Source organism: Halomonas almeriensis (assembly GCF_030409235.1).
In the GTDB taxonomy this organism is placed as follows: domain Bacteria; phylum Pseudomonadota; class Gammaproteobacteria; order Pseudomonadales; family Halomonadaceae; genus Halomonas; species Halomonas almeriensis.
The window spans coordinates 1-23,725 of the sequence record NZ_JAUFPO010000009.1 but is presented as its reverse complement, the minus strand read 5'-3'; the positions used below and the strand labels follow the sequence as shown (position 1 = coordinate 23,725).

Genomic DNA, 23,725 nt, shown 5'->3' with positions numbered 1-23,725 from the left:
AGCGAGTAGCCGTTCGCTTCCTGTCTTGCCAGCTTCACCAGTGGGGTGGGCGCACCCGCCCCACTGTTAAAGGCTGCGCATTTTACTGGCTGACGGGGCTCACCGTCAAGCGCGGCACCTCGGCGGGCACCGGCTCGATGAGGATCCCTCAGAGCTCGTCGTCATCCGAGTCCAGAGCCGTCAGCTGCGCACCCAGCTCCTGCTCCACGTCCTGAGCGGACGGGTGATGCAGTCGCTCGGCGTCCTCACGCTTGCGCCGACGTTCGGCATGATGCGTCAGGCCGGTGCCCGCGGGAATGAGACGCCCGACCACGACGTTCTCCTTGAGACCCCGCAGATAATCCCGCTTGCCTGTCACGGCCGCTTCGGTCAGCACCCGCGTGGTCTCCTGGAAGGAGGCCGCGGAGATGAACGACTCGGTCGCCAGGCTGGCCTTGGTGATACCCAACAGCAGGCGCTGGTACTTGGCCGGGAACTTCTCTTCCTGTTCCAGACGGGCATTGGCCTCGAGCACTCGTACCAGCTCGGCCTGGTCACCCGGCAGGAACTCGGAGTCGCCGGCTTCGGTGATCTCGACCTTACGCAGCATCTGACGCACGATCACTTCGATGTGCTTGTCGTTGATGCCTACGCCCTGCAGGCGGTAGACGTCCTGCACCTCGGCGACGATGTATTTGGCCAGCTCGGCGATGCCCAGCAGACGCAGGATATCGTGCGGGTTGCTCGGGCCATCCGAGATCACCTCACCCTTCTCGACGGTCTCGCCTTCGAAGACCGCGATCTGGCGCGACTTGGGAATCAGCATCTCGTAGGGTTCACCGCCTTCCGGGGTGATCGTCAGACGACGCTTGCCCTTAGTTTCCTTGCCGAAGCTGATCACACCACTGGTCTCGGCCAGCAGGGCCGGCTCTTTAGGCTTGCGCGCCTCGAAGAGGTCGGCAACCCGCGGCAGACCACCGGTGATGTCCTTGTTGCCGGTCGCCTCGACTGGGATGCGCGCCACGACCTCGCCCACGCCGATGTCGGAGCCGTCGTCCACGCTGACGATCGCCTTGCCCGGCAGCGGGTACTGCACCGGGGTATCGGAGCCCGGCACTGTGACCGGCTTGCCGGCGGCATCGGTCAGCATGATCATCGGGCGCTTGTCGCGACCGGAGACCGGACGCGCCGCCGACTCGATGACCTCGATGGACGACAGGCCGGTCATCTCATCCACGCTGCGGTAGATGGTCACCCCATCATCCATGTCGGCGTACTGCACCTGACCCTCGGCCTCGGCGACGATCGGGTGGGTGTGCGGATCCCACTTGGCCACGGACTGACCCGCTTCGACCTCGTCGCCGTCCTTCACCGAGAGCTCGGCGCCGTACGGCAGCTTGTAGTACTCACGTTCACGGCCGTGACCGTCGGCGACCGCCAGGGCACTGGAGCGAGACACCACGACCAGCTTGCCGTCGGAGCGCTCGACATGCTTCATGTTGTGCAGACGCACACGACCGCCGTGCTTGACCTGAACGCTGTCCACCGCAGAGGCCCGCGAGGCGGCGCCACCGATATGGAAGGTCCGCATGGTCAGCTGGGTACCCGGCTCGCCGATGGACTGTGCGGCGATGACGCCCACGGACTCACCGACATTGACCTGGTGACCGCGTGCCAGGTCGCGACCGTAGCAGTAGGAGCAGATGCCGTGATCGGTAGCACAGGTGATCGAGGAACGCACCACGATCTCATCGACGCCCATGGTGTCGAGCTCGGCGCACCACTTCTCGTCGAGCAGGGTGCCACGCGCGATCAGGACTTCCTCGGTCTCGGGATCGACCACGTCTTGGGCGACCACGCGTCCCAGCACCCGCTGAGCCAGCGAGACGATGATGTCACCGCCCTCGATGACCGGGTGCAGGGTCAGGCCGTTTTCGGTGCCACAGTCGCTCTCGGTGATGACCATGTCCTGCGCCACATCGACCAGACGGCGGGTCAGATAGCCCGAGTTGGCCGTCTTCAGGGCCGTGTCCGCCAGACCCTTGCGCGCGCCGTGGGTCGAGATGAAGTACTGCAGTACGTTCAGGCCCTCACGGAAGTTGGCGACGATCGGGGTTTCGATGATCGAGCCATCCGGCTTAGCCATCAGGCCACGCATGCCCGCCAGCTGGCGAATCTGCGCCGCGCTACCCCGGGCGCCGGAGTCGGCCATGATGAAGACGCTGTTGAAGGAGTCCTGCTCGACCTGGTTGCCGTCGCGGTCGATGACGTTTTCCTTCGAGATACCGGTCATCATCGCCTTGGCGACCTGGTCATTGGCGCGAGCCCAGATGTCGATGACCTTGTTGTACTTCTCGCCCGCGGTCACCAGACCGGAGGAGAACTGGTCCTCGATTTCCTTGACCTCTTCCTCGGCGCCCTCGACGATCTCGGCCTTGGCATCCGGGATGACGAAGTCATTGACGCCGATGGAGGCGCCTGACCAGGTGGCCATGCGGAAACCGGTGTACATCAGCTGGTCGGCGAAGATGACCGCCGGCTTGAGACCGGTGCGACGGTAGACTTCATTGATCAGCGCGGAGATCGCCTTCTTCTTCATCGGCTGGTCAACCAGCGAGAAGGGCGCACCGTCCGGCAGAATGCGATACAGCAGGGCGCGGCCGACGGTGGTGTCGTAGATCTTGCGGCTGAAGGTCTTCTCGGCCCCCTCTTCCTCGATGATCACCTCATCGAGACGTACCTTGATGCGGGCGTGCAGTGACACACTCTGGGTGCCGAAGGCGCGCTCGACCTCGTCGAGGCCGGAGAACACCATGCCTTCGCCCTTGGCGTTGATGCGTTCGCGGGTCATGTAATACAGACCCAGCACCACGTCCTGTGACGGCACAATGATCGGCTCGCCATTGGCCGGCGACAGCACGTTGTTGGTCGCCATCATCATGGTGCGCGACTCGAGCTGGGCTTCCAGGGTCAGCGGGACGTGCACCGCCATCTGGTCGCCGTCGAAGTCAGCGTTGTAGGCCGCACACACCAGCGGGTGCAGCTGAATGGCCTTGCCCTCGATGAGCAGCGGCTCGAACGCCTGGATACCCAGGCGGTGCAGCGTCGGCGCACGGTTGAGCAGCACCGGATGTTCGCGGATGACCTCGGCGAGGATATCCCAGACCTCCGGCAGCTCGCGCTCGACCATCTTCTTGGCCGCCTTGATGGTCGACGCCTGACCATTGTGCTGCAGTTTGGAATAGATGAACGGCTTGAACAGCTCCAGCGCCATCTTCTTCGGCAGGCCGCACTGGTGCAGTCGCAGGGTCGGACCGACGGTGATCACCGAGCGGCCTGAATAGTCGACACGCTTGCCCAGCAGGTTCTGACGGAAACGTCCCTGCTTGCCCTTGATCATGTCGGCCAGCGACTTCAGCGGACGCTTGTTGGAGCCGGTGATCGCCCGACCACGGCGGCCGTTGTCGAGCAGCGCATCGACCGCTTCCTGCAGCATGCGCTTCTCGTTGCGCACGATGATGTCCGGCGCGTTGAGATCGAGCAGGCGCTTCAGGCGGTTGTTGCGGTTGATGACGCGACGATACAGGTCGTTCAGGTCGGAGGTCGCGAAACGACCGCCGTCCAGCGGCACCAGCGGACGCAGGTCCGGCGGAAGCACCGGCAGCACTTCCATGATCATCCAGGCCGGGTCATTGCCCGAGCCCTGGAAGGCTTCCAGCAGCTTGAGACGCTTGGACAGCTTCTTGATCTTGGTCTCAGAGTTGGTCTGCGGAATCTCTTCACGCAGACGCTCGATCTCCTCGTCGAGATCGATGTCCTTGAGCATGGCCTGGACGGCTTCGGCACCCATGCGGGCGTCGAAGTCATCGCCGAATTCCTCGAGGGCCTCGAAGTACTGCTCGTCGTTGAGCAACTGGCCACGCTCGAGGGTGGTCATGCCCGGGTCGACGACCATGAAGCTCTCAAAGTAGAGTACACGCTCGATATCACGCAGGGTCATGTCCAGGAACATGCCGATGCGTGACGGCAGCGACTTCAGGAACCAGATGTGCGCCACCGGGCTGGCCAGCTCGATGTGCCCCATGCGTTCACGACGCACGGCGGCCTTGGTGACCTCGACGCCGCACTTTTCGCAGATGATGCCGCGATGCTTCATGCGCTTGTACTTGCCGCACAAGCATTCGTAATCCTTTACCGGACCAAAGATCTTGGCACAGAACAGGCCATCCCGTTCCGGCTTGAAGGTACGGTAATTGATGGTCTCAGGCTTCTTGACCTCGCCGAATGACCAGCTGCGGATCATGGCCGGCGATGCCAGGGTAATCTTGATCGCGTCGAATTCGTCGGACTGAGACTGCGATTTGAGGACTTTCACCAAATCTTTCATGGGTCGGCTCCGTTGCGGAGTTGTCATGGGCGGGGGCGCGCACGCCCCCGCGGACCGTCATACTGAGAAGCGCCGTGACGACAGCCTCAGCTCTCCAGTTCGATGTCGATACCCAGCGAGCGGATTTCCTTCACCAGCACATTGAAGGATTCCGGCATGCCCGCCTGCATGGCATGGTCACCATCCACGATGCTCTTGTACATCTTGGTGCGACCCTCCACGTCATCCGATTTCACGGTGAGCATCTCCTGGAGTGTGTAGGCTGCGCCGTAGGCCTCCAGGGCCCAGACCTCCATCTCCCCGAAACGCTGGCCACCGAACTGGGCCTTGCCGCCCAGCGGTTGCTGCGTCACCAGAGAGTAGGAGCCGGTGGAGCGCGCATGCATCTTGTCATCCACCAGGTGATTCAGCTTGAGCATGTACATGTAGCCCACAGTGACCGGGCGATCGAAGGCTTCACCGGTTCGGCCATCATAGAGCGTCATCTGACCGGACTCCGGCAGACCGCCTAGCTCGAGCAGGTGCTTGATCTCGTGCTCGAGAGCACCGTCGAAGACCGGTGTGGCCATCGGCACACCCGCCTTGAGGTTTTTCGCCAGAGCGATGACCTCTTCATCGGACAGTGACCCGAGGTCCTCGACCTTGGTGCTGCTGGCCGTGTTGTAGACCTCGCCGAGGAAGTCGCGGATCTCGCTGACCTGCTGCTCGCGGGCATCGCGCAGCATCTGCTCGATGCGCACGCCCAGGCCGCGGGCGGCCATGCCCAGGTGGGTCTCGAGGATCTGCCCGACGTTCATCCGCGAGGGTACACCCAGCGGATTGAGAATCAGGTCGATGGGCTCGCCACTGTCATCATAGGGCATGTCCTCGATCGGCATGATCGCAGAGATAACACCCTTGTTACCGTGGCGGCCGGCCATCTTGTCGCCAGGCTGCATGCGACGCTTCACCGCCAGGTAGACCTTCACGATCTTGAGCACGCCGGGCGCCAGGTCGTCGCCCTGGGTCAACTTACGCTTCTTGTCCTCGAAACGCTCGTCCATCTCCTTGCGGCGCTGTTCCAGCTGCTCATCGGCCTGGGCCAGCAGCTCGTTGAGCGACTCGTCCTGCATGCGCAGCTTGAACCACTGCTGACGCGGCAGTTCTTCCAGGTACTCGTCGGACAGCAGGTCGCCCTTCTTGAGCTTGGGCCCACCGTTGACCGCCTGACCCGACAGGGTGCGCTTGAGACGTTCGAAGGTCGCGTCCTCGGCGATGCGATAAGTCTCCTGAAGGTCCTTGCGCACCTCGTCGAGCTGTTGCTGCTCGATGGACAGCGCACGCGAGTCCTTCTCGACACCATCACGGGTAAACACCTGGACATCGATGACGGTGCCCTTCATGCCCGTCGGCGCACGCAGCGAAGTATCCTTCACGTCGGACGCCTTCTCGCCGAAGATGGCACGCAGCAGCTTCTCTTCGGGCGTCAGCTGGGTCTCGCCCTTGGGCGTGACCTTGCCGACCAGGATGTCACCCGCGCCGACCTCGGCACCGATGTAGACCACACCGGCCTCATCCAGCTTGGACAACGCCGACTCGCCCACATTGGGAATATCCGAGGAGATCTCTTCGGCGCCCAGCTTGGTATCGCGAGACACACAGGTCAGTTCCTGGATATGGATGGACGTGAAACGGTCCTCCTGGACGGCCCGCTCGGAGAGCAGGATGGAGTCCTCGAAGTTGTAGCCGTTCCAGGGCATGAAGGCGATGCGCATGTTCTGCCCCAGCGCCAGGTCGCCCATGTCGACGGAAGGGCCGTCGGCGAGGATGTCGCCGCGTGCCACTGAGTCGCCGGTATGCACGATGGGCCGCTGGTTCATACAGGTGTTCTGGTTGGAGCGCAGGTACTTGGTCAGGTTGTAGATATCAACGCCGGCCTCGCCACCGATGATCTCGTCCTCGTTGACCCGCACCACGATGCGCTTGGCATCCACCGAATCAATGACACCGCCACGACTGGCGACGGCACAGACACCCGAGTCACGCGCCACGAATCGCTCCATGCCGGTACCCACGAAGGGCTTATCGGCACGCAGAGTGGGCACGGCCTGACGCTGCATGTTGGCGCCCATCAGGGCGCGGTTGGCGTCATCGTGCTCGAGGAACGGAATCAGCGCCGCCGCCACGGACACTACCTGACGCGGCGAGACGTCCATCAGGGTCACCTGTTCGGGGCGCATGAAGGATGTTTCGCCCCGGTTACGCGCCTGGACCAGATCGTCGACCAGATGTCCGTTCTCGTCGACGGTCGCCGAGGCCTGGGCAATGACGAAGTCACCTTCCTCAATGGCCGAGAGGTGCACCACCTCGTCGGTGACCTGACCGTTGGCCACCTTGCGGTAGGGTGTCTCGAGGAAGCCATAGCTGTTGGTATGGCTGTAGGTGGCCAGCGAGTTGATCAGGCCGATGTTCGGGCCTTCCGGGGTCTCGATCGGGCACAGGCGACCATAGTGGGTCGCATGGACGTCGCGCACCTCGAAGCCCGCCCGCTCGCGGGTCAAGCCGCCCGGGCCGAGCGCGGATATACGGCGCTTGTGCGTGACCTCGGAGAGCGGGTTGTTCTGGTCCATGAACTGCGAGAGCTGACTGGAACCGAAGAACTCCTTGACCGCCGCCGCCACGGGCTTGGCATTGATCAGGTCCTGCGGCATCAGTCCTTCGCTCTCGGCCATGGACAGGCGCTCCTTGACCGCGCGCTCGACACGCACCAGTCCCACGCGGAACTGGTTCTCGGCCATCTCGCCGACACAGCGGATGCGCCGATTGCCCAGGTGGTCGATGTCGTCGACATCGCCGAAGCCATTACGGATATTGATCAGCTCGCCGAGGACATCGAGGATGTCACGCTGGTCGAGCACACCGGAGCCGGTATCACCGTCGCGGCGCAGGCGACGGTTGAACTTCATGCGGCCCACACCGGACAGGTCGTAACGGTCTTCGGTGAAGAAGAGGTTATTGAACAGCGTCTCGGCCGCTTCCTTGGTGGGCGGCTCGCCGGGGCGCATCATGCGGTAGATTTCGACCAGCGCCTCGAGCTGGGACCCGGTGGTGTCCAGCTTGAGGGTGTCGGAAATGAAGGGGCCGCAATCCAGGTCGTTGGTGTACAGGGTTTCCAGCGTGGTAATGCCGGCCTGTCCCAGGCTCTCCATGAGCTCGGCGGTGATGGCGGTATTGCAGGGGCAGATCAGCTCGCCGGTGTTCGGGTTGACATGATCCTTGGCCAGCGTCTTGCCGACCAGGTAGTCCATGGGGACTTCCAGACGCTCCAGCCCGGCCTTCTCGAGCTGGCGGATGTGCTTCTGGGTGACACGACGCCCTTCCTCGACGATGACATTGCCGTCACCATCCTTGATGTCGAAGGTCGCGGTCTCGCCGCGCAGACGCGACGGCACCAGATCCACGGAAAAGCCGGACTTCTCGATGTGGAAGGTGCTGGTGGCAAAGAACTCGGCGAGGATTTCCTCGGCGCTCATGCCGAGCGCGCGCATCAGCACGGTCGCCGGCAGCTTGCGGCGCCGGTCGATGCGCACAAAGACGTTGTCCTTGGGGTCGAACTCGAAGTCCAGCCAGGAGCCACGATACGGAATGACCCGGGCGGAATAGAGCAGCTTGCCGGAGGAGTGGCTCTTGCCCTTGTCATGATCGAAGAACACGCCCGGGCTACGGTGCAGCTGCGAGACGATGACACGCTCGGTGCCATTGATGACAAAGGTGCCGTTTTCCGTCATCAGGGGGATTTCCCCCATGTAGACTTCCTGCTCCTTGATGTCCTTGATGGCCTTGTTCGACGAATCCTTGTCGTAGATGATCAGGCGAACCTTGACGCGCAAGGGAGCCGAATAGGTGACGCCACGCAGCTGACATTCCTTGACGTCGAACGCCGGCGTACCGAATCGATAGCTGACATACTCCAGTGCGGCGTTGCCGGAGAAGCTTTCGATCGGGAAAACGGAGCTGAAGGCGGCGTGCAGGCCGACGTCAATACGTTCTTCGGGTGACCGATCCTGCTGGAGAAAGTCGTAATAGGAATCAAGCTGGATGGCCAGCAGGTAAGGCACATCCATCACTTGGGGCAGTTTGCCGAAATCCTTGCGGATGCGTTTTTTCTCAGTGTATGAGTAAGCCATCTGTATTCCCCAGCTTGTTCACCATGGGTGACCGATGCGTGTCGGCGCCACCCGACGGAGTCGGCTCCGTCAGGCGCTGACGGCGAGCCCCCGGAAGAGGCTCGCCATCGGAATTCGGCTGGCCGGCATGGCGTGCCATCACCGCCCAGCAACAACAGAAAAAGGCCGGCAGCGGGCGTCCCGCCACCAGCCGTACAAGCTTACGCCGCGCGTAAAGCCTGTGGGGCCAAGAGTTACTTGACCTCCACGGAAGCGCCGGCTTCTTCGAGCTTGGTCTTGGCCTCTTCGGCATCGTCCTTGGACATGCCTTCCTTCAGGGTGGCCGGCACGCCGTCGACAGCGCCTTTGGCTTCCTTCAGGCCCAGGCCGGTGATCTCGCGCACGGCCTTGATGACGTTGACCTTCTTGTCGCCGGCGCCGGTCAGCACCAGGTCAAACTCGGTCTGCTCTTCCTCGGCTTCGGCTTCGCCGCCGCCACCCGGGCCGGCCACGACAGCCGCTGCCGCGGAAACGCCGAACTTCTCTTCCATCGCTTCGATGAGCTCAGCGACTTCCATCACTGACATGTCGGCGACGGCGTTGATGATGTCTTCTTGGGTAAGTGCCATTTTCACTTTCCTAACTTTGCGGGAGTCTCGGTCATCCGATGACTCGGTGATTCAATAATCGAGATGCGTGGAGCAGTCGAAATCGCCGATCAGGCGGCTTCTTCCTGCTTCTGATCACGCAACGCAGCGAGGGTACGAACCAGCTTGCCAGCGGACGCTTCCTTCATGACGGACATCAGCTTGGCGATGGCTTCGTCATGGGTCGGCAGGTTCGCCAGACGATCAAGATCGCTTGCCGGAATGAACTCGCCTTCGTAGGCCAGCGCCTTGACTTCGAGATTCTTCTCGGTCTTGCCGAACTCCTTGAACAAACGAGCGGCAGCGCCCGGATGGTCGGTGGAGAAGGCCAACAGAGTCGGACCCACGAATGTCTCGTTCAGGCACTCCCATTGAGTACCTTCCAGGGCGCGGCGTGCCAGGGTGTTGCGGACAACACGCATCTGGACGCCATTCTCGCGGGCCTGCTTGCGCAGATCGGTCATCTTGCTGACCGGAACACCACGAGAGTCGGCAACTACGACGGAGAGAGCATTCTTGGCCGCTTCACTGACCTCGGCAACAATCGCTTTCTTGCCTTCAAGTGCTAGTGGCACAGTGATCACTCCTTCGTGTCGGAAGCTTGCAGAAGCCTTCCGATGGTTACCATCCCCCTCACCGACATCGGCGAGGGACCGGGAGATGGTGCTCACCAGGTATCTGGCGGCAACACCATCTGCGCAGGCCTCCCGGAGGATGATTAAGCCACCTCGGCAAGGTGGCGCCTGCGGTCTTTGACGGTGCCCCGCCGGCTTCTGTCGCAACAGCGCACGGGGACCGCAAAGTCATTTGCCTGTTCCGCGATTCAGACCAGCGCGGAGTGGTCGATGGTCAAGCCGGGGCCCATGGTGGTGGACAGCGAGACCTTCTTGAAATACACACCCTTCGACGTGCTCGGCTTGAGCTTCTTGAGGTCGGCGATGAGCGCTTCCAGATTGCCGCGGATATCGCCCGACTCGAAGTCGACCTTGCCGATCGTGGTGTGGATGATGCCGTTCTTGTCGCTGCGGAAGCGCACCTGGCCCGACTTGGCGTTCTTTACGGCAGTGGCAACGTCCGGCGTCACGGTGCCGACCTTCGGGTTGGGCATCAGGCCGCGCGGACCCAGAATCTGGCCGAGCTGACCGACGACACGCATGGCATCCGGCGAGGCAATGACGACGTCAAAGTCGAGCTGACCTTTCTTGACCTGTTCGGCTAGGTCGTCCATACCAACGATGTCGGCACCGGCTTCCTTGGCGGCATCGGCGTTATCGCCCTGGGTAAAGACGGCAACACGCACTTCTTTGCCCGTACCATTGGGCATGACGGTTGAACCACGCACGATCTGGTCAGATTTACGCGGATCGACGCCCAGGTTGATGGCGACGTCGACAGACTCCTTGAACTTCACCGTGGACAGTTCAGACAGCAGCTGGACCGCTTCATCCAGGCTATAGGCCTTGTTCGGGTCGACCTTTTCACGAAACAGCTTGGCGCGTTTGGTAAGCTTGGCCATGATCAGAGACCCTCCACGTTGAGGCCCATGCTACGGGCACTGCCAGCGATGGTGCGGACCGCGGCGTCCATGTCGGCTGCCGTCAGATCCGGCTCTTTGGCCTGCGCGATTTCTTCGAGCTGCTCGCGCGTCACGGTACCGACCTTGTTCTTGTTCGGCTCGCCGGAGCCGGACTTGATGCCAGCCGCCTTCTTCAGCAGGACAGCCGCGGGCGGCGTCTTGGTGACGAAGGTAAAGCTGCGGTCGGCATAGACGGTGATGACCACCGGGGTCGGCAGACCCGGCTCGAGGTTCTGCGTCTCGGCATTGAATGCCTTGCAGAATTCCATGATGTTGACGCCGTGCTGACCCAGCGCAGGGCCCACGGGAGGACTGGGATTGGCCTTGCCAGCTGCGACCTGCAGCTTGACGTAAGCCTGTACTTTCTTGGCCATGGTAAGGACTCCAGTTGGGTGCTAACGCCTTGCGGCTCCCCGGGTTAGGCGGCTGCTCCAGCAGCCACAACAATCAGGCTCGGGTCACTCTTTCTCGACCTGAGCAAACTCCAGCTCGACCGGTGTGGAGCGACCGAAGATCAGGACACTCACCTGCAGGCGACTCTTGTCGTAATTGACTTCCTCGACCACACCATTGAAGTCGGCAAAGGGCCCGTCGACGACACGCACGGACTGGCCGGGCTCGAACACGGTCTTGGGCCGTGGCTGCTCCGTGCCTTCCCGCACATGACTCAGGATGGCGTCGGCCTCGCGCGTGGTGATGGGTGCCGGTTTCTCCTTCGTTCCACCGATAAAGCCCATGACACGCGGAGTCTCATTGACCAGGTGCCAGCTTTCATCGGTCATTTCCATCTCGACCAGAACATAGCCGGGATAGAATTTGCGTTCACTCTTGCGGCGCTTGCCGTCACGCATTTCAACGACTTCTTCCGTGGGCACCAGAATCTCGCCGAAGCAATCTTCCATGCCATACATCTTCACACGCTCGAGCAGCGAGCGCATGACATGCTTTTCAAAACCGGAATAGGCGTGTACGACGTACCAACGCTTGGACATGCAGACTCCTAACCAATGACGCCGGACATCGCCCAGCCAAGAAGCGTATCAATCAGCCACAGCATCAGCCCGACCACCAGGATGGCCACCAGCACAATGGCCGTCGTCTGAATGGTCTCGGGACGAGTCGGCCAGACAACGCGCTGAATTTCCTTCTTGGCCTGACGAGCCAGCTCGAGCAGCTCACGACCCTTGGTGGTAGTCAGCGCCACCAGCGCAGCGGCGACGCTGAGCGCGACGACACCGAGCACGCGATACAGCAGAGCGACGTCGGTGAAATACGTATTCCCGACGACAGCCAGAATCAACAGAATGACGACAACCGCCCACTTGAGCCCGTCGTGGCGCGACTCCCGCACCTCGGCGTTATGTTTCATGACCACGAGACTCCTCAGGGACAGCAATCGAAAACAAACCAGTATACTAGATATTGCCAGCCTGGGGAAGACTGGCAGGCCAGGAGGGACTCGAACCCCCAACCTGCGGTTTTGGAGACCGCTGCTCTGCCAATTGAGCCACTGGCCTGTATGCCTTCTTGAATCCGCCTTTGCAGCAGACCCGAGCGACAGCGGGCGCCATCATAACGAAACCGACTTCGCTTGGCAACCCCTCCCGGCACGCCCTACCTCCGGGAGAAACAGAAAAGGCGAGCCGATGCTCGCCTTTTCGAATTGGAGCTCATGGACGGATTTGAACCGTCGACCTCACCCTTACCAAGGGTGTGCTCTACCCCTGAGCTACATGAGCTTGCTACCGGACAACCTTGCCCGTGAACTTGGAGCGGGCAGCGGGGATCGAACCCGCATCATCAGCTTGGAAGGCTGAGGTTCTACCATTGAACTATGCCCGCCTACCTCGCTCTAGACTGTTCTCGACATCGAGCACAGCAGAATCTGGTGGAGGGAGGAGGATTCGAACCTCCGAAGCTTTCGCGGCAGATTTACAGTCTGCTCCCTTTGGCCACTCGGGAACCCCTCCAACTGGCGGAGCATTTTACAGCCCCACGCTCCGGTGTCAAGTGACTGTTTTTACAACCCTTCGACAACTTGTCCGCGCCAATCTGAGACCAGCGCCCCGGAACGAGGACGTATTCTTTCAAAGGAACATCGAAAATGCAAGGCCGGCCCGTATTTTTTCCAGGCTGACCGGGCGCGGTATAGGCGGCGCCCCCGACATGCGCCCCGAGCGCTCCGCCGAGGTCAGCGGAAAACAGGCCTCCAGCCCGCCATAGACCATATCCGGCCACACCGCGTGAGGCGCCTGGATACCGCGGGATACCACGCGGGCATCACCGCCGGTCACCAGCAACGGTAGCGCCACGCCATGACGATCACAGACCTCACTGTAGATGCGATTCACCGCGCTCACCGCCGCCATGTAGATACCATGATTGACCGCTTCCACGGTGCGCACGCCAGGCTCGAGGAGCTCATCCGCCTCGCTGTCCGGGTCGATCGCCACGTTGCGGGTACCGAGCTTCAGGCTTTCCTTCATCAGCCGCAGGCCAGGCAGGATGTAGCCGCCCAGGTGTCGCCCGCCGGGCAGCACAAAGTCCACCGTGATAGCACTGCCACAGTCGACCGAACAGCAACCACCGGCCAACTGATAACTGGCCAGCACGCCCATCCAGCGATCCACGCCGAGCCTCGCCGGCTCCTGATAGCCGTTGGTCACGCCCAGGGCTTCCGGCACCGAACGGGCCACATGCACGGCCCCGACCCGGTCCCGCAGCAGGGACACGGTGCGGCCGAGCACGGCCTGGCGGGCGACGCTGGAAATACGCACCGATTCCACCACATCCAGGTCCGGAATATCCGCGCCGGGCCGCCACTCTTCCCGTGTCCAGACGGCGCCGCGGGATCGAATCTCGCTGCTGTCCGCATCCTTGAGACGCCACTTCGACAGGGTGTTGCCGATGTCCAGATCCAGGATCATGAGCGCCCTCGTGCATCCAGCAGGGCACCCGAGCACTGCCGCGCCACAGCAGGCGGCGCGCTCCGGAGACCGTGCAGCGCGCGGCCGGCCGCCCCCGGGGTCGCGACCGAGGCCACCCCGGCGGAACACCTGCCGCCCCTTTTTGCCTCTCGCCGCAGCTGACAGCTGGTCATGGCACTTCCCACTGCAAAAAGCGTCATTCTAGCGGATGGCAGCTGGCCCCGGAAATCACCTGGCCCGGCCATCGCCCTCGATATGCCGCATTTCGCCTTGCGAACGGTCCCAAGCCAGGTCTCCAGTGGCCGCCATGACCGCGCCTCGCCGCCGATCTAGACCAAGGTCTAATTTGCTTATGAAACCGCTTTCATGGCCATGAAGCCACTCACGATCTCTGAAAATCGGCAGGAAACCCCATGCAACGAATCGAACTCCCTCCGGCCTCTCGCCTGCGTGACCCGAGCTTCACCTTCGGCGTCGCCACGGCATCCTTCCAGGTTGAAGGAGCCACCCAGGCGGATGGTCGACTACCCTCCATCTGGGATGCCTTCTGCGCCACGCCGGGCAACGTCAAGAATGGTGACACCGGCATGCCGGCCTGCGACCACTATCATCGCTGGCAGGATGACGTGGCGCTGATCCGTGACCTGAACGTGGATGCCTATCGTCTATCCATCGCCTGGCCTCGGGTGATGACCCAGGACGGCCAGCCCAACCACAAGGGGCTGGATTTCTACAAGCAGTTGCTGGACCGCCTGCGCGAATATGATATCCGGCCCTTCGTGACCCTCTACCACTGGGACCTGCCACAACATCTCCAGGAGCATGGCGGCTGGCTGAACCGGGATACCGCCTACCGCTTCCAGGATTACGTCAGCCTGGTCAGCCGGGAGCTCGGCGAGCGGGTGGATACCTACGCGACGCTCAATGAACCCTGGGTCAGCGCAATTCTCGGCCATGAGGTGGGGATTCATGCACCGGGCATGACCGATGCGCGACTGGCACGCCAGGCCGGCCACCACATGCTGCTGGCGCATGGCCTGGGCATGCAGACGCTGCGCTCCGAGGCTCCCGAGGCGCAAGCCGGCCTGGTCCTCAACATGGGCCCGAACACGCCCAACAGTCAGCGCTATGACGATCGCGTGGCGGCGCTGATCGGCGAGGCCAGCATGAACCACTGGTTTCTGGAGCCGGTCCTCGAGGGCCGCTACCCGGAGCTCTATACCCGGCTCTACCCGGAACAGGCGCCCCGCATCCTGCCGGGTGACATGGAGCTGATCTCGCAGCCGGTCAATTTCATCGGCATCAATTACTACACCCGCGGCATCGTGTCCTACGACAACGAACACTGGGTCAAGGGCCACGCCGCCAAGGATGCCGAGGTGACCGACTTTGGCTGGGAGGTCTACCCGCAGGGGTTGACCGACCTGCTGGTCGACCTCGACGCCCAGTACACGCTCCCGCCCTTGATGATCACCGAGAACGGCATGGCCGGCGATGACCATCTCGAACAGGATCGGGTTCACGATGAACAGCGTTGCCGATACCTGCAGAGCCACTTGCAGGCGGTTCACGATGCCATTGAACAGGGCGTCGATGTCCGTGGCTATTTTGCCTGGAGCCTGATGGATAACTTCGAGTGGGCGGAAGGCTACAGCAAGCGTTTCGGCATGGTGTACGTCGACTACGCGACCCAGCAACGCACCCTCAAGGACAGCGCCCGGCTGTTTGCCGACTTCCTCCGGCAACGGCCGACATCCCGCTGAGCACAGCAACCCGTAACACGACGATAACAATAGAAGGTGAAGGTCATGAAAACGCTATCCATGCTGGCACTGGCCACGGCCGTGGCCTCCGTTTCGACTGCGGCCATGGCAGCCCCCTCCCAGGGGGGCACCCTGTCCGTTCCGGTCATCACCACGGCGCTGACCAAGAGTTTCAACCCCTACATCGACAAACTGAAGATTGTCGGCGGCATGAACTTCGAGCTGCTGGCCTTCACCAATGTCAGGCAGAACGAGACCAACTTCCGCCTGGCGGAAAGCTATAGCTACGCCGATGACTATCGCAGCATCACCTATACGCTTCGCGAGGACCTCAAGTGGTCGGATGGCGAGCCCCTGACCGCCGAGGATGTGGTGTACACCTTCGATCTCGCGGGCGAGGTGCCGGCCTATGACATTGCCGGGGTGATCGCCAGCGGCCAGGTCACCAAGGTGACTCAGGTCTCCGAGCGCAAGGTGCGTTTCGACCTGGCCAACACCAACAGCACCATCCACTGGGACATCAACCGTTACATGCCGCTTCCCAAGCATGTCTGGGAAAAGGCCGACGACCCGGCAACCTTCACCAACCCCGAGGCCATCGGCTCCGGCCCGGTGACCGAAATCCAGTACGTGCGCCCTCAGCAGATGGAACTCTGCCGCAATCCGCATTACTACCTGGAAGACCGCCCCTACCTGGACTGCGTCAAGTACCGGGCCTTCAATGACAACTCACAGATTCAACCGGCCCTGATGCGCGGCGAACTGGACTGGGGCTCCAACTTCATTGCCGACGTCGAAAAGACCTTTGTCGCCACCGACCCCGAGAATCATCACTACTGGTATCCGCCCAACGACGCCATTCACCTGTACCTCAACACCAATCAGGCGCCCTTCGATGACCTGAAGTTCCGTCAGGCCCTCTCGGTGGCGATCGACCGTGAAGCCATCGTCGAGCTGGCGGCCTATGGCTACCCCACGGCCAACTTTTTCCCGGGCGGCATCGGCGACTATTTCGCCGACTACATGGACGACTCGGTCAAGGAGGACTTCGGCTGGCTGACGCAGTACGATCCGGACAAGGCACAGGCGCTGCTGGAGGAAGCCGGGTACCAGGACAGCGACGGCGATGGCTGGCGCGAGCAGCCGAACGGCTCGGCCATGGAGGTCGACATCCAGGTCGTCAATGGCTGGACCGACTGGGTTCAGGCGGTCGTCATGATCACCGAGTACTTCCAGGACATCGGCGTCAATGCCAACGTCAAGGCCGTGGAATGGGGCGTCTACGACAAGTCGCTGAAACACAGCGAATACGAGGCGGCCATCAACTGGTCACAGCTCTCGACACACCCCATCCAGACCTTCAAGGAGTACTTCCATACCAGCCGCGTCGGCCAGACATGGCATGCCGGCCATGGGGTGCACGCGGAACGGGTCGACAAGCTGATCGACAACTTCGGGTCGCTGACTTCGGAAAGCGACAAGCAGGAAACGCTGGACAAGCTGCAGCGCTTCACCGCCGAAAAGCTGCCCTTCATTCCGCTGTTCTCCAACGCCACCTGGTTCCAGTACAACACCACTGACTTCGTTGGCTGGCCGAGCGAAGAAGACCCGTATGTACACCCGGTGTTCTACACCACGGGCAACAATACGCTGATCTTCAACAACCTCCGGCAGAAGTGATCCACCCGCTGACTTCCGGGCGCCGCCTCCTCGGGGCGCCCGGCCCCTACCCGAATCAGAGGCGATGCCCATGCGGTACATAACCAGTCGACTGTTGTTCTACTTCGTCGCGTTCCTGATCGCCATTTCCTTCAACTTCCTGTTGCCGCGGATCATGCCGGGAGACCCGGTCGATGCCCTCTTTGCCGGGGCGGCAGGCCAGCTCGACCCGTCGCAGATGGATGCCATCAGCGCCATGTACGGCTTCTCCGATGGCCCCCTGTGGTCGCAGTACCTGCAATACGTGAAAAGCGTCTTCACCGGCGACCTCGGGCCTTCGTTTCTCATGTATCCGACCGAAGTGACCTCGGTGCTGGGCTTTACCTTCCCGTGGACGCTGTTTCTCATCGGGCTGGGGGTGACGACCGCCATCATCCTGGGGCTGATCATCGGCACCCTGGCGGCCTACAAACGGGCCAGCTGGCTGGCCACGGTGATTCCCATCATGACAGCCGTGATCTCCTCGATGCCGGCGGTCGTGACTGCTCTGCTGGTCTTCTACATCTTCGGCCTGCAGCTGGAGTGGTTCCCCATGAGCTACGCGGCCGACCCCTCCCTGTCGCCCGGCTGGACGGCCGAGTACATGGCCAGTGTCGCGCACCATGCCGTCCTGCCCCTGCTGGTGATTGTGCTGGTCAGCCTGGCCCAGTGGGTCATGACCATGCGCAACGCCATGATCAATGTGCTCGGCGAGGACATCATCACCATGGCCGAGGCCAAGGGGCTGAGCCAGTCGCGCATCATGATGCGCTATGCCTCGCGCAATGCCGTGCTGCCGGTCGTCACATCCGTGGCCATGGGACTCGGGTTCGCCGTCGCCGGCCAGGTCTTCATCGAAATCGTCTTCAATTATCCGGGTGTCGGTAACACCCTGCTCAAGGCCATCAATGCGCGCGACTATCCGCTGGTACAGGCCCTGCTATTGCTGATCGTGGCCTTTGTCCTCATCGGCAACTTCATCGCCGATCTGACCTATCTCTGGCTCGATCCTCGTCTGCGCAAGTAACGGAAGGGTTCCACGATGACTGACTACTCCGCCACCTCCCCCTCGGATACCACCCCGCCGAGCCGACCGCCCCGCTGGCGACGAATGCGCAATCTCGCGGCCTTCTTCCAGGGCAATCTCTCGGCAACGATCGGCGGGGGCATCATGGCCCTGGTGATTGTCGCCTGCCTGGCAGGCCCCTGGTTCACCGCCCATGCACCCGACGAACGCGTCGCCAGGCCGCACGTCGAACCCAGCGCCGAACACTTCCTGGGCACCACCCGTCAGGGACGGGACGTCTTCAGCCAGCTGCTGTATGGCGGTCGAGCGTCCCTGGCCGTGGCCTTCCTCGCCGGGGCCATTTCCACGGTCATTTCCATCCTGGTGGGCATCTCCGCCGGCTATTTCGGCGGTCGGGTCGACCAGTGGCTCAACTTTGTCATGAACGTGGTGCTGGTCTTCCCGCAACTGCCCCTGTTGATCGTCCTCGCGGCCTTCCTGGGGCAGGTGGGACCCATCGTCATCGCCCTGTTGATCGGCATCACCAGCTGGCCATGGGGCGCCCGGGTGGTGCGCTCCCAGACCATGGCATTACGCAACAAGGAGTTCATCCTGGCCGCCGAGTGCATGGGGGAAAGCCGCCTGCGCATCGTGCTGGTGGGAATCCTGCCCAATCTGATCTCCATCGTGGCGGGCAGCTTTGTCGGCGTGGTCATGTACGCCCTGATCAACGAGGCGGGGCTCGAGTTCCTCGGGCTGGGCGACCCCACCGTGGTCACCTGGGGCACCATGCTGTACTGGGCGCAGTCCTCGGCCGCTTTGTATACCGGCGGCTGGTGGGAAATGATTGTGCCCGCCGTGGCCATCGCAGTGGTCGGTGGCGCCATGGCACTGATCAATATCTCCATCGACCAGATCAGCAACCCCAAGCTCAAGACAGGCCCGCACATCCGGCGCTGGCGCAAGCTCAATCAAATCATTCAAGCCAAACGGCTGCGAGGTGCTTCCTGATGGCCAGACAAGCGTTTGAACCCGCACAGGACGAAGCGCAGAGCGATCTTCTGGAGATCCACGACCTTTGCGTTGACTATGTGGCGCCCAGGGCATGGTCCGCGCCATCGACAACGTCAACCTCAACATCAAGGCCGGCGAGACCCTGGGCCTGGCCGGTGAGTCGGGATGTGGCAAGTCGACCCTGGCGTTCTCCATCTCTCGCCTGCACAAGGCGCCGGCCCTCATCTCGGCTGGCGAAATCCGTTACCGCGGGCGGGATGTGTTGAGCATGTCGCCCCGCACCCTGCGGCAGTTTCGCTGGAACGAGGTCAGCGTGGTGTTCCAGAGCGCCATGAACTCGCTCAACCCGGTGATCACCATTGGTGAGCAGATCATCGATGTGATCCAGGCGCATCGCAAGGTCAAGACCAAGGAGGCATGGCGTCAGGGGGAAACCCTGCTGCAGACCGTCGGGTTGCATGCCAGCCGCATGGAGAGTTTTCCGCACCAGCTCAGCGGCGGCATGCGCCAAAGGGTGGTCATTGCCATTGCCCTGGCACTGCGGCCCCGCCTGATCATCATGGATGAGCCGACCACGGCGCTGGATGTGGTCGTCGAGCGGGAGATCATGGACGAGCTCTACCAGCTCAAGGACGAGTTCGGTTTCTCGATTCTGTTCATCAGCCATGACCTCAGCCTGATGGGCGAGATCGCCGACCGCATCGGCATCATGTATGCCGGCAAGCTGGTCGAGCTGGGGGCCGCCAGTGAAGTCTTCGAGCAACCACAGCACCCCTATACCCAGGGCCTGCTCAACTCCTTCCCCACCATACATGGCCCGCGCGAGCGACTGAACGGCATCCCCGGCCAGCCGCTCAACCTGCTCGACACCCCTGAAGGGTGTTATTTCCAGGCCCGCTGCGAGAAGTGCTTTGCCCCCTGTCTGACGGATGACCCGGCATTGAGCACGCTCTCTCCCACTCACCAGGCCGCCTGCCATGCGCTGGCAGAGAGGAACACAGGATGACCACCAGCCAGCAGCCTATTGTCTCGGCACGCAACCTGACCAAGGACTTCACCCTGGGCGGATCGCTGTTCGAGAAAACCACCATGCGGGCGCTCAATGCCGTCTCGTTCGACCTGTTTCCCGGCGAGGCACTGGCCATTGTCGGGGAGTCCGGCAGCGGCAAGAGCACCGGCGCCCGCATTCTCTCGCAGGTGCACGACGCCACCTCGGGCGAGGTGACCTACCGTGGCAAGCCCTTGCATGACTGGATCCGGCAAGGCGGCAAGCGCGGCTTTGCCAGCCAGGTGCAGATGATCTTTCAGGATCCCTTCGGCAGCCTCAACCCGGTGCACCGCATCTTCTATCAGATCGCCCGGCCACTGCAGATCCACGGCAAGCTGAAGGACCGTCAGGCACTGACCCAGCGCGTCCACGAACTGCTCGAGACCGTCGGCCTGTCACCGGCTGCCGAAACCGCCCAGAAGTTCCCCTACGAGCTGAGCGGCGGGCAGCGGCAACGCGTGGCCATTGCGCGCGCGCTGGCCGTGGAGCCCGATGTCATCCTCGCCGATGAGCCCATCTCGATGCTCGATGTATCGATCCGGCTGGGTATCCTCAACCTGATGATGGACCTGAAGGACCAGCACGGCATCGCCTTCATGTACATCACCCACGATATCGCTACCGCCCGCTACTTCGCCGAGCGTACCGCCGTCATGTATGTCGGTCACATGGTCGAATGGGGCAACAGTGATGCTGTGACCCAGACCCCGCAGCACCCCTACACCCAGTTGCTGCTCGCTGCCGTGCCGCAGCCCGGCGCCCAAAAGAGCCGCGACATGACGCAGTACCAGCACAAGGCGGACATCCCCATGTGGCAGCCGGACAGCAAGGGCTGCCCGTTTGCCGAGCGCTGCCCGCATGCGCGCGAGATCTGCAAGGAGCAATTGCCCGGGGTCACCCAGATCGCCGAGGACCACTTCGTGCGCTGCTACCTGTACGAGCCTGACGGTACCACCTGAAACCGCCTGCCGGGGAGACGGGGCTCGCGCCGGCAGGCGCCGAATGAAAGCCACCAGGTTTCGCTTTATAATGTGGCACGCTGTTCTCGGAGGCACAGGCTGAAAGCTGGCCTGTGCCTCGAGACTACGCCAGGAAATGGCGCACGCCATAGCGGCCGAGCCTGTGCCCGCCTCTCCCCTGCCGCCGAACAACGCCCGGGGGACCGTCGGCCTTTTCCTGGCGCTGTCGATCGCCACGCACCAGGAGCAAGCATGTCCACGATCAAGGAGGTCGCCAACCTGGCCAGGGTCTCGCCTGCCACGGTATCGCGTGTCATGAATGGCGAAGTCCCCGTCGCCCAGCAGACCCGCCAGCGAGTCGAGGACGCCATGCGTCACCTGGGCTACCGGCCCAACTCTTTCGCCCGCTCCCTGGCCTCGAACCGCTCCGACTGCATCGGGCTGGTCATCTCCCACCTGGCCGGCCCCTTCATGGGCACGCTGATGGTCAACCTGGAGGAACGGCTGCGCCTCAACCAGAAGTCACTCCTGGTGGCCTCGGGGCACGACGAACTGCAGCGCGAGCAGGATTCCATCGACTTTCTCATGTCGAGGCGCTGTGATGGCCTGCTGATCCAGTCCGACCGCCTGAGTGACGAGACCCTCATCAGCCTGGCCGCCGAGATCCCGCTGATCGTCATCAACCGCCGCGTCCCGGGGCTGGAAGCGCAATGCAGCCATGTCGACAACCGCCAGGGAAGTTATCTGGCGACACAACACCTGATACATAACGGGCATCGACACATTGCTTGCATCACCGGTCCCCTGTGGAAGCAGGATGCCGCCCAGCGCCTGGCGGGTTATCACCAGGCCATGGAGGAAGCCGGCCTGGCGATCGACGAAACCGCCATCATCGAGGGCGACTGGCAGGAGCGCAGCGGAAGCCATGCCGTGTGTACCCTGCGGGAGCGCGGCATTCCCTTCACCGCCCTGACCGTGGGTAACGACGACATGGCCATCGGCGCCATGCTGCAGATGCAGGAGTGGGGATGGCGCATCCCCGAGGACGTCTCGCTGGTAGGCTTCGACGATGAAGTCTATGCGCACTTCGTGACGCCGGGGCTCACCTCGGTCCATGTGCCCGTCGACCACATGGCCCAGTCGGCCAGTGCGCAGTTGCTGTCTCTTCTGAACGGCAAGCCCTGGGAGGGCCAGCGCTGCTTTATGACCCACCTGGTGGAAAGAGGCACCGTGGTTCCCCCGCGCTGACCGCCGGTCGGCTCGACCAGCGGGCGACGATCTCAAGAGCGCCCGCGCACGCTGATCTCGCCCCCCGTCAGCTTCCAGCGTCGCTTGTCGCATCGCACCCAGAGGTTACCGGACACATCGACCTGCTCGGCCACAGCGGCCTCACGTCGCTCTCCTTGCAGGATCTCGACCTCCTGTTCAGCGAAGGCATGGCGAGCGTTCCACTCCGCTTGCCAGGCCTCGAAGCCGACCCGCTCGAAATCCGCGAGCATCGGCATCAGCTCGCCCAGGAGCTCCACGGCCAGTTGATGACGTGTCAGTCCGGGCGCCTGATCCCTGACTGCCGACACCGGCTGCTCGATACTCGCCCGGAAGTCATCGGGCAGATCCATGTTGATGCCCATGCCGATCACCGCCTCGCACGGGCCCGCCGCATCACCACTCATCTCGACCAGTATACCGGCCAGCTTGCCATACCCACCGCCCTCGGTGGCCAGCAGGACATCGTTGGGCCACTTCAGCCTCGGCTGCACGCCATGTGCCTCCAGCACGCGTGACAGGGCCACGCCCGCTGCCAGACTCAAGCCTTCCATGGCCGCGATCCCGGACTCGAAACGCCAGCCTGTCGAAAGCATCAGCGTTCGCCCCCAGGGCGTGACCCAGGTACGGCCACGACGCCCCTTGCCGGCACTCTGTTGCTCGACCAGACACACCTCGCCGTGGCCTGCCCCCTGGGCAAACCGCTCACGGATAAACTGGTTGCTCGAGGGCACAACGTCCTCGACAAAGAGCCGTGCGACATGACTCCTCGCCTGACGCGACAGGCCCGCCACAATCACGCTCCCATCAAGCAGCTCCAGCGGCTCTGCCAGCCGGTACCCCTGGCCCTTGACCGCCTCCATGCCAATACCCAACGACTCCAGCTTACGCAACTGCTTCCAGACGGCGGCCCGCGAGACCCCCAAGCGTTCACCCAATTGCTGGCCAGAGTGAAACTCACCATCACTCAACAAGCGGATCAAATCTCCGATGGTCATGTGCCACCCCCAACCAGGCAAAAACAATATTCTAACGGAAGCGGCCCTGCCCCGACATTCACCTTCCGCACTGCACAGTTCCCAGGTCGAGGCGGAACAGTAGCCAGGCTCAACTCCCGTGGCGTTCCCGGATTCGCACGGTATGACACCCGATATAAAAAACTCCCCCAGGAAGACCCGAGGGAGTTCTCATGTAAGTGCCTGACGTCGGGGCGGCGCTCACCCTACTGTACTCGCCTCATCCCTGAGGCTCGCCCTGCGGGCCCGCCAGGGGCGGTTCCCGTTCGTTCCCGACGAACGGGTCGCATGGTA

17 protein-coding genes and 4 tRNA genes are annotated in these 23,725 nt (G+C 62.5%); 7 read left to right on the top strand and 14 right to left on the bottom strand.

The annotated features are described in order from the left end of the window. Positions 1-148: 148 nt before the first annotated feature. From rpoC to QWY74_RS06835, 13 genes are all read right to left on the bottom strand, one after another. Complete coding sequence (rpoC, locus tag QWY74_RS06895) at positions 149-4,366, bottom strand: DNA-directed RNA polymerase subunit beta' (protein WP_264824369.1); 4,218 nt, start codon at positions 4,364-4,366, stop codon at positions 149-151. Positions 4,367-4,452: 86 nt separating this feature from the next. Further along, positions 4,453-8,532, bottom strand: coding sequence for a DNA-directed RNA polymerase subunit beta (rpoB, locus tag QWY74_RS06890; RefSeq protein WP_264824370.1), 4,080 nt, complete (start codon positions 8,530-8,532; stop codon positions 4,453-4,455). Positions 8,533-8,765: 233 nt separating this feature from the next. Further along, positions 8,766-9,140: a 50S ribosomal protein L7/L12 gene (gene rplL, locus QWY74_RS06885; RefSeq protein WP_141320876.1), complete on the bottom strand. Its 375-nt coding sequence runs from the start codon at positions 9,138-9,140 to the stop codon at positions 8,766-8,768. Positions 9,141-9,229: 89 nt separating this feature from the next. Then, positions 9,230-9,733 carry a 50S ribosomal protein L10 gene (gene rplJ / locus QWY74_RS06880; protein ID WP_264824371.1) on the bottom strand — a complete coding sequence of 168 codons (504 nt, stop codon included), beginning with the start codon at positions 9,731-9,733 and terminating at the stop codon, positions 9,230-9,232. A 248-nt stretch (positions 9,734-9,981) separates the two neighbouring features. Beyond that, positions 9,982-10,674 carry a 50S ribosomal protein L1 gene (gene rplA, locus QWY74_RS06875; RefSeq protein WP_264824372.1) on the bottom strand — a complete coding sequence of 231 codons (693 nt, stop codon included), beginning with the start codon at positions 10,672-10,674 and terminating at the stop codon, positions 9,982-9,984. Positions 10,675-10,676: 2 nt separating this feature from the next. Beyond that, complete coding sequence (gene rplK, locus QWY74_RS06870) at positions 10,677-11,108, bottom strand: 50S ribosomal protein L11 (protein WP_264824373.1); 432 nt, start codon at positions 11,106-11,108, stop codon at positions 10,677-10,679. A gap of 84 nt (positions 11,109-11,192) precedes the next feature. Further along, a complete protein-coding gene (gene nusG / locus QWY74_RS06865; protein WP_264824374.1) occupies positions 11,193-11,726 on the bottom strand; it encodes a transcription termination/antitermination protein NusG in 534 nt (177 codons plus the stop codon). Positions 11,727-11,734: 8 nt separating this feature from the next. Next, complete coding sequence (gene secE, locus QWY74_RS06860; RefSeq protein ID WP_264824375.1) at positions 11,735-12,103, bottom strand: preprotein translocase subunit SecE; 369 nt, start codon at positions 12,101-12,103, stop codon at positions 11,735-11,737. A gap of 72 nt (positions 12,104-12,175) precedes the next feature. Continuing rightward, positions 12,176-12,251: transfer RNA gene (locus QWY74_RS06855), tRNA-Trp, on the bottom strand. Between the two features lie 147 nt (positions 12,252-12,398). After that, positions 12,399-12,473, bottom strand: a tRNA-Thr gene (locus QWY74_RS06850). Positions 12,474-12,502: 29 nt separating this feature from the next. Continuing rightward, positions 12,503-12,576 (bottom strand) — tRNA-Gly (locus QWY74_RS06845). A 44-nt stretch (positions 12,577-12,620) separates the two neighbouring features. After that, positions 12,621-12,704: transfer RNA gene (locus QWY74_RS06840), tRNA-Tyr, on the bottom strand. Positions 12,705-12,821: 117 nt separating this feature from the next. Beyond that, positions 12,822-13,661, bottom strand: coding sequence for a type III pantothenate kinase (locus tag QWY74_RS06835; protein ID WP_264824376.1), 840 nt, complete (start codon positions 13,659-13,661; stop codon positions 12,822-12,824). Positions 13,662-14,074: 413 nt separating this feature from the next. Here QWY74_RS06835 and QWY74_RS06830 point away from each other — a divergent pair, with 413 nt between their 5' ends. From QWY74_RS06830 to QWY74_RS06800, 7 genes are all read left to right on the top strand, one after another. Beyond that, the gene (locus QWY74_RS06830; RefSeq protein ID WP_264824377.1) at positions 14,075-15,424 is read left to right on the top strand and encodes a GH1 family beta-glucosidase; all 1,350 of its coding nucleotides are present in this window, start codon (positions 14,075-14,077) and stop codon (positions 15,422-15,424) included. Between the two features lie 45 nt (positions 15,425-15,469). After that, positions 15,470-17,104 carry an ABC transporter substrate-binding protein gene (locus QWY74_RS06825; RefSeq protein ID WP_290314034.1) on the top strand — a complete coding sequence of 545 codons (1,635 nt, stop codon included), beginning with the start codon at positions 15,470-15,472 and terminating at the stop codon, positions 17,102-17,104. A 70-nt stretch (positions 17,105-17,174) separates the two neighbouring features. Next, complete coding sequence (locus QWY74_RS06820) at positions 17,175-18,149, top strand: ABC transporter permease (RefSeq protein WP_264824379.1); 975 nt, start codon at positions 17,175-17,177, stop codon at positions 18,147-18,149. A gap of 15 nt (positions 18,150-18,164) precedes the next feature. Continuing rightward, positions 18,165-19,139, top strand: a complete 975-nt coding sequence (locus QWY74_RS06815; protein WP_290314033.1) for an ABC transporter permease — start codon at positions 18,165-18,167, stop codon at positions 19,137-19,139. A gap of 94 nt (positions 19,140-19,233) precedes the next feature. Next, a complete protein-coding gene (locus tag QWY74_RS06810) occupies positions 19,234-20,148 on the top strand; it encodes an ABC transporter ATP-binding protein (RefSeq protein WP_264824381.1) in 915 nt (304 codons plus the stop codon). Beyond that, positions 20,145-21,149, top strand: coding sequence for an ABC transporter ATP-binding protein (locus QWY74_RS06805; protein WP_264824382.1), 1,005 nt, complete (start codon positions 20,145-20,147; stop codon positions 21,147-21,149). Before QWY74_RS06810 ends, QWY74_RS06805 begins: the two co-directional genes overlap by 4 nt. Before the next feature lie 252 nt (positions 21,150-21,401). Beyond that, the gene (locus tag QWY74_RS06800; RefSeq protein WP_264824383.1) at positions 21,402-22,397 is read left to right on the top strand and encodes a LacI family DNA-binding transcriptional regulator; all 996 of its coding nucleotides are present in this window, start codon (positions 21,402-21,404) and stop codon (positions 22,395-22,397) included. A 32-nt stretch (positions 22,398-22,429) separates the two neighbouring features. On the opposite strand, the gene QWY74_RS06795 is transcribed toward QWY74_RS06800, so the two are convergent. Beyond that, positions 22,430-23,413, bottom strand: coding sequence for a biotin--[acetyl-CoA-carboxylase] ligase (locus tag QWY74_RS06795; RefSeq protein WP_264824384.1), 984 nt, complete (start codon positions 23,411-23,413; stop codon positions 22,430-22,432). Positions 23,414-23,725 lie beyond the last annotated feature (312 nt).

Bases quoted from the DNA above. Each gene is read 5' to 3' on its own strand.
- QWY74_RS06815 (WP_290314033.1), top strand. From the start codon at position 18,165: ATGACTGACTACTCCGCCACCTCCCCCTCGGATACCACCCCGCCGAGC.
- secE (WP_264824375.1), bottom strand. From the start codon at position 12,103: ATGAAACATAACGCCGAGGTGCGGGAGTCGCGCCACGACGGGCTCAAG.
- nusG (WP_264824374.1), bottom strand. From the start codon at position 11,726: ATGTCCAAGCGTTGGTACGTCGTACACGCCTATTCCGGTTTTGAAAAG.
- QWY74_RS06800 (WP_264824383.1), top strand. From the start codon at position 21,402: ATGTCCACGATCAAGGAGGTCGCCAACCTGGCCAGGGTCTCGCCTGCC.
- rplK (WP_264824373.1), bottom strand. From the start codon at position 11,108: ATGGCCAAGAAAGTACAGGCTTACGTCAAGCTGCAGGTCGCAGCTGGC.
- rpoC (WP_264824369.1), bottom strand. From the start codon at position 4,366: ATGAAAGATTTGGTGAAAGTCCTCAAATCGCAGTCTCAGTCCGACGAA.
- QWY74_RS06830 (WP_264824377.1), top strand. From the start codon at position 14,075: ATGCAACGAATCGAACTCCCTCCGGCCTCTCGCCTGCGTGACCCGAGC.
- QWY74_RS06825 (WP_290314034.1), top strand. From the start codon at position 15,470: ATGAAAACGCTATCCATGCTGGCACTGGCCACGGCCGTGGCCTCCGTT.
- QWY74_RS06795 (WP_264824384.1), bottom strand. From the start codon at position 23,413: ATGACCATCGGAGATTTGATCCGCTTGTTGAGTGATGGTGAGTTTCAC.
- QWY74_RS06835 (WP_264824376.1), bottom strand. From the start codon at position 13,661: ATGATCCTGGATCTGGACATCGGCAACACCCTGTCGAAGTGGCGTCTC.
- rpoB (WP_264824370.1), bottom strand. From the start codon at position 8,532: ATGGCTTACTCATACACTGAGAAAAAACGCATCCGCAAGGATTTCGGC.
- QWY74_RS06805 (WP_264824382.1), top strand. From the start codon at position 20,145: ATGACCACCAGCCAGCAGCCTATTGTCTCGGCACGCAACCTGACCAAG.
- QWY74_RS06810 (WP_264824381.1), top strand. From the start codon at position 19,234: ATGGTCCGCGCCATCGACAACGTCAACCTCAACATCAAGGCCGGCGAG.
- rplL (WP_141320876.1), bottom strand. From the start codon at position 9,140: ATGGCACTTACCCAAGAAGACATCATCAACGCCGTCGCCGACATGTCA.
- QWY74_RS06820 (WP_264824379.1), top strand. From the start codon at position 17,175: ATGCGGTACATAACCAGTCGACTGTTGTTCTACTTCGTCGCGTTCCTG.
- rplA (WP_264824372.1), bottom strand. From the start codon at position 10,674: ATGGCCAAGCTTACCAAACGCGCCAAGCTGTTTCGTGAAAAGGTCGAC.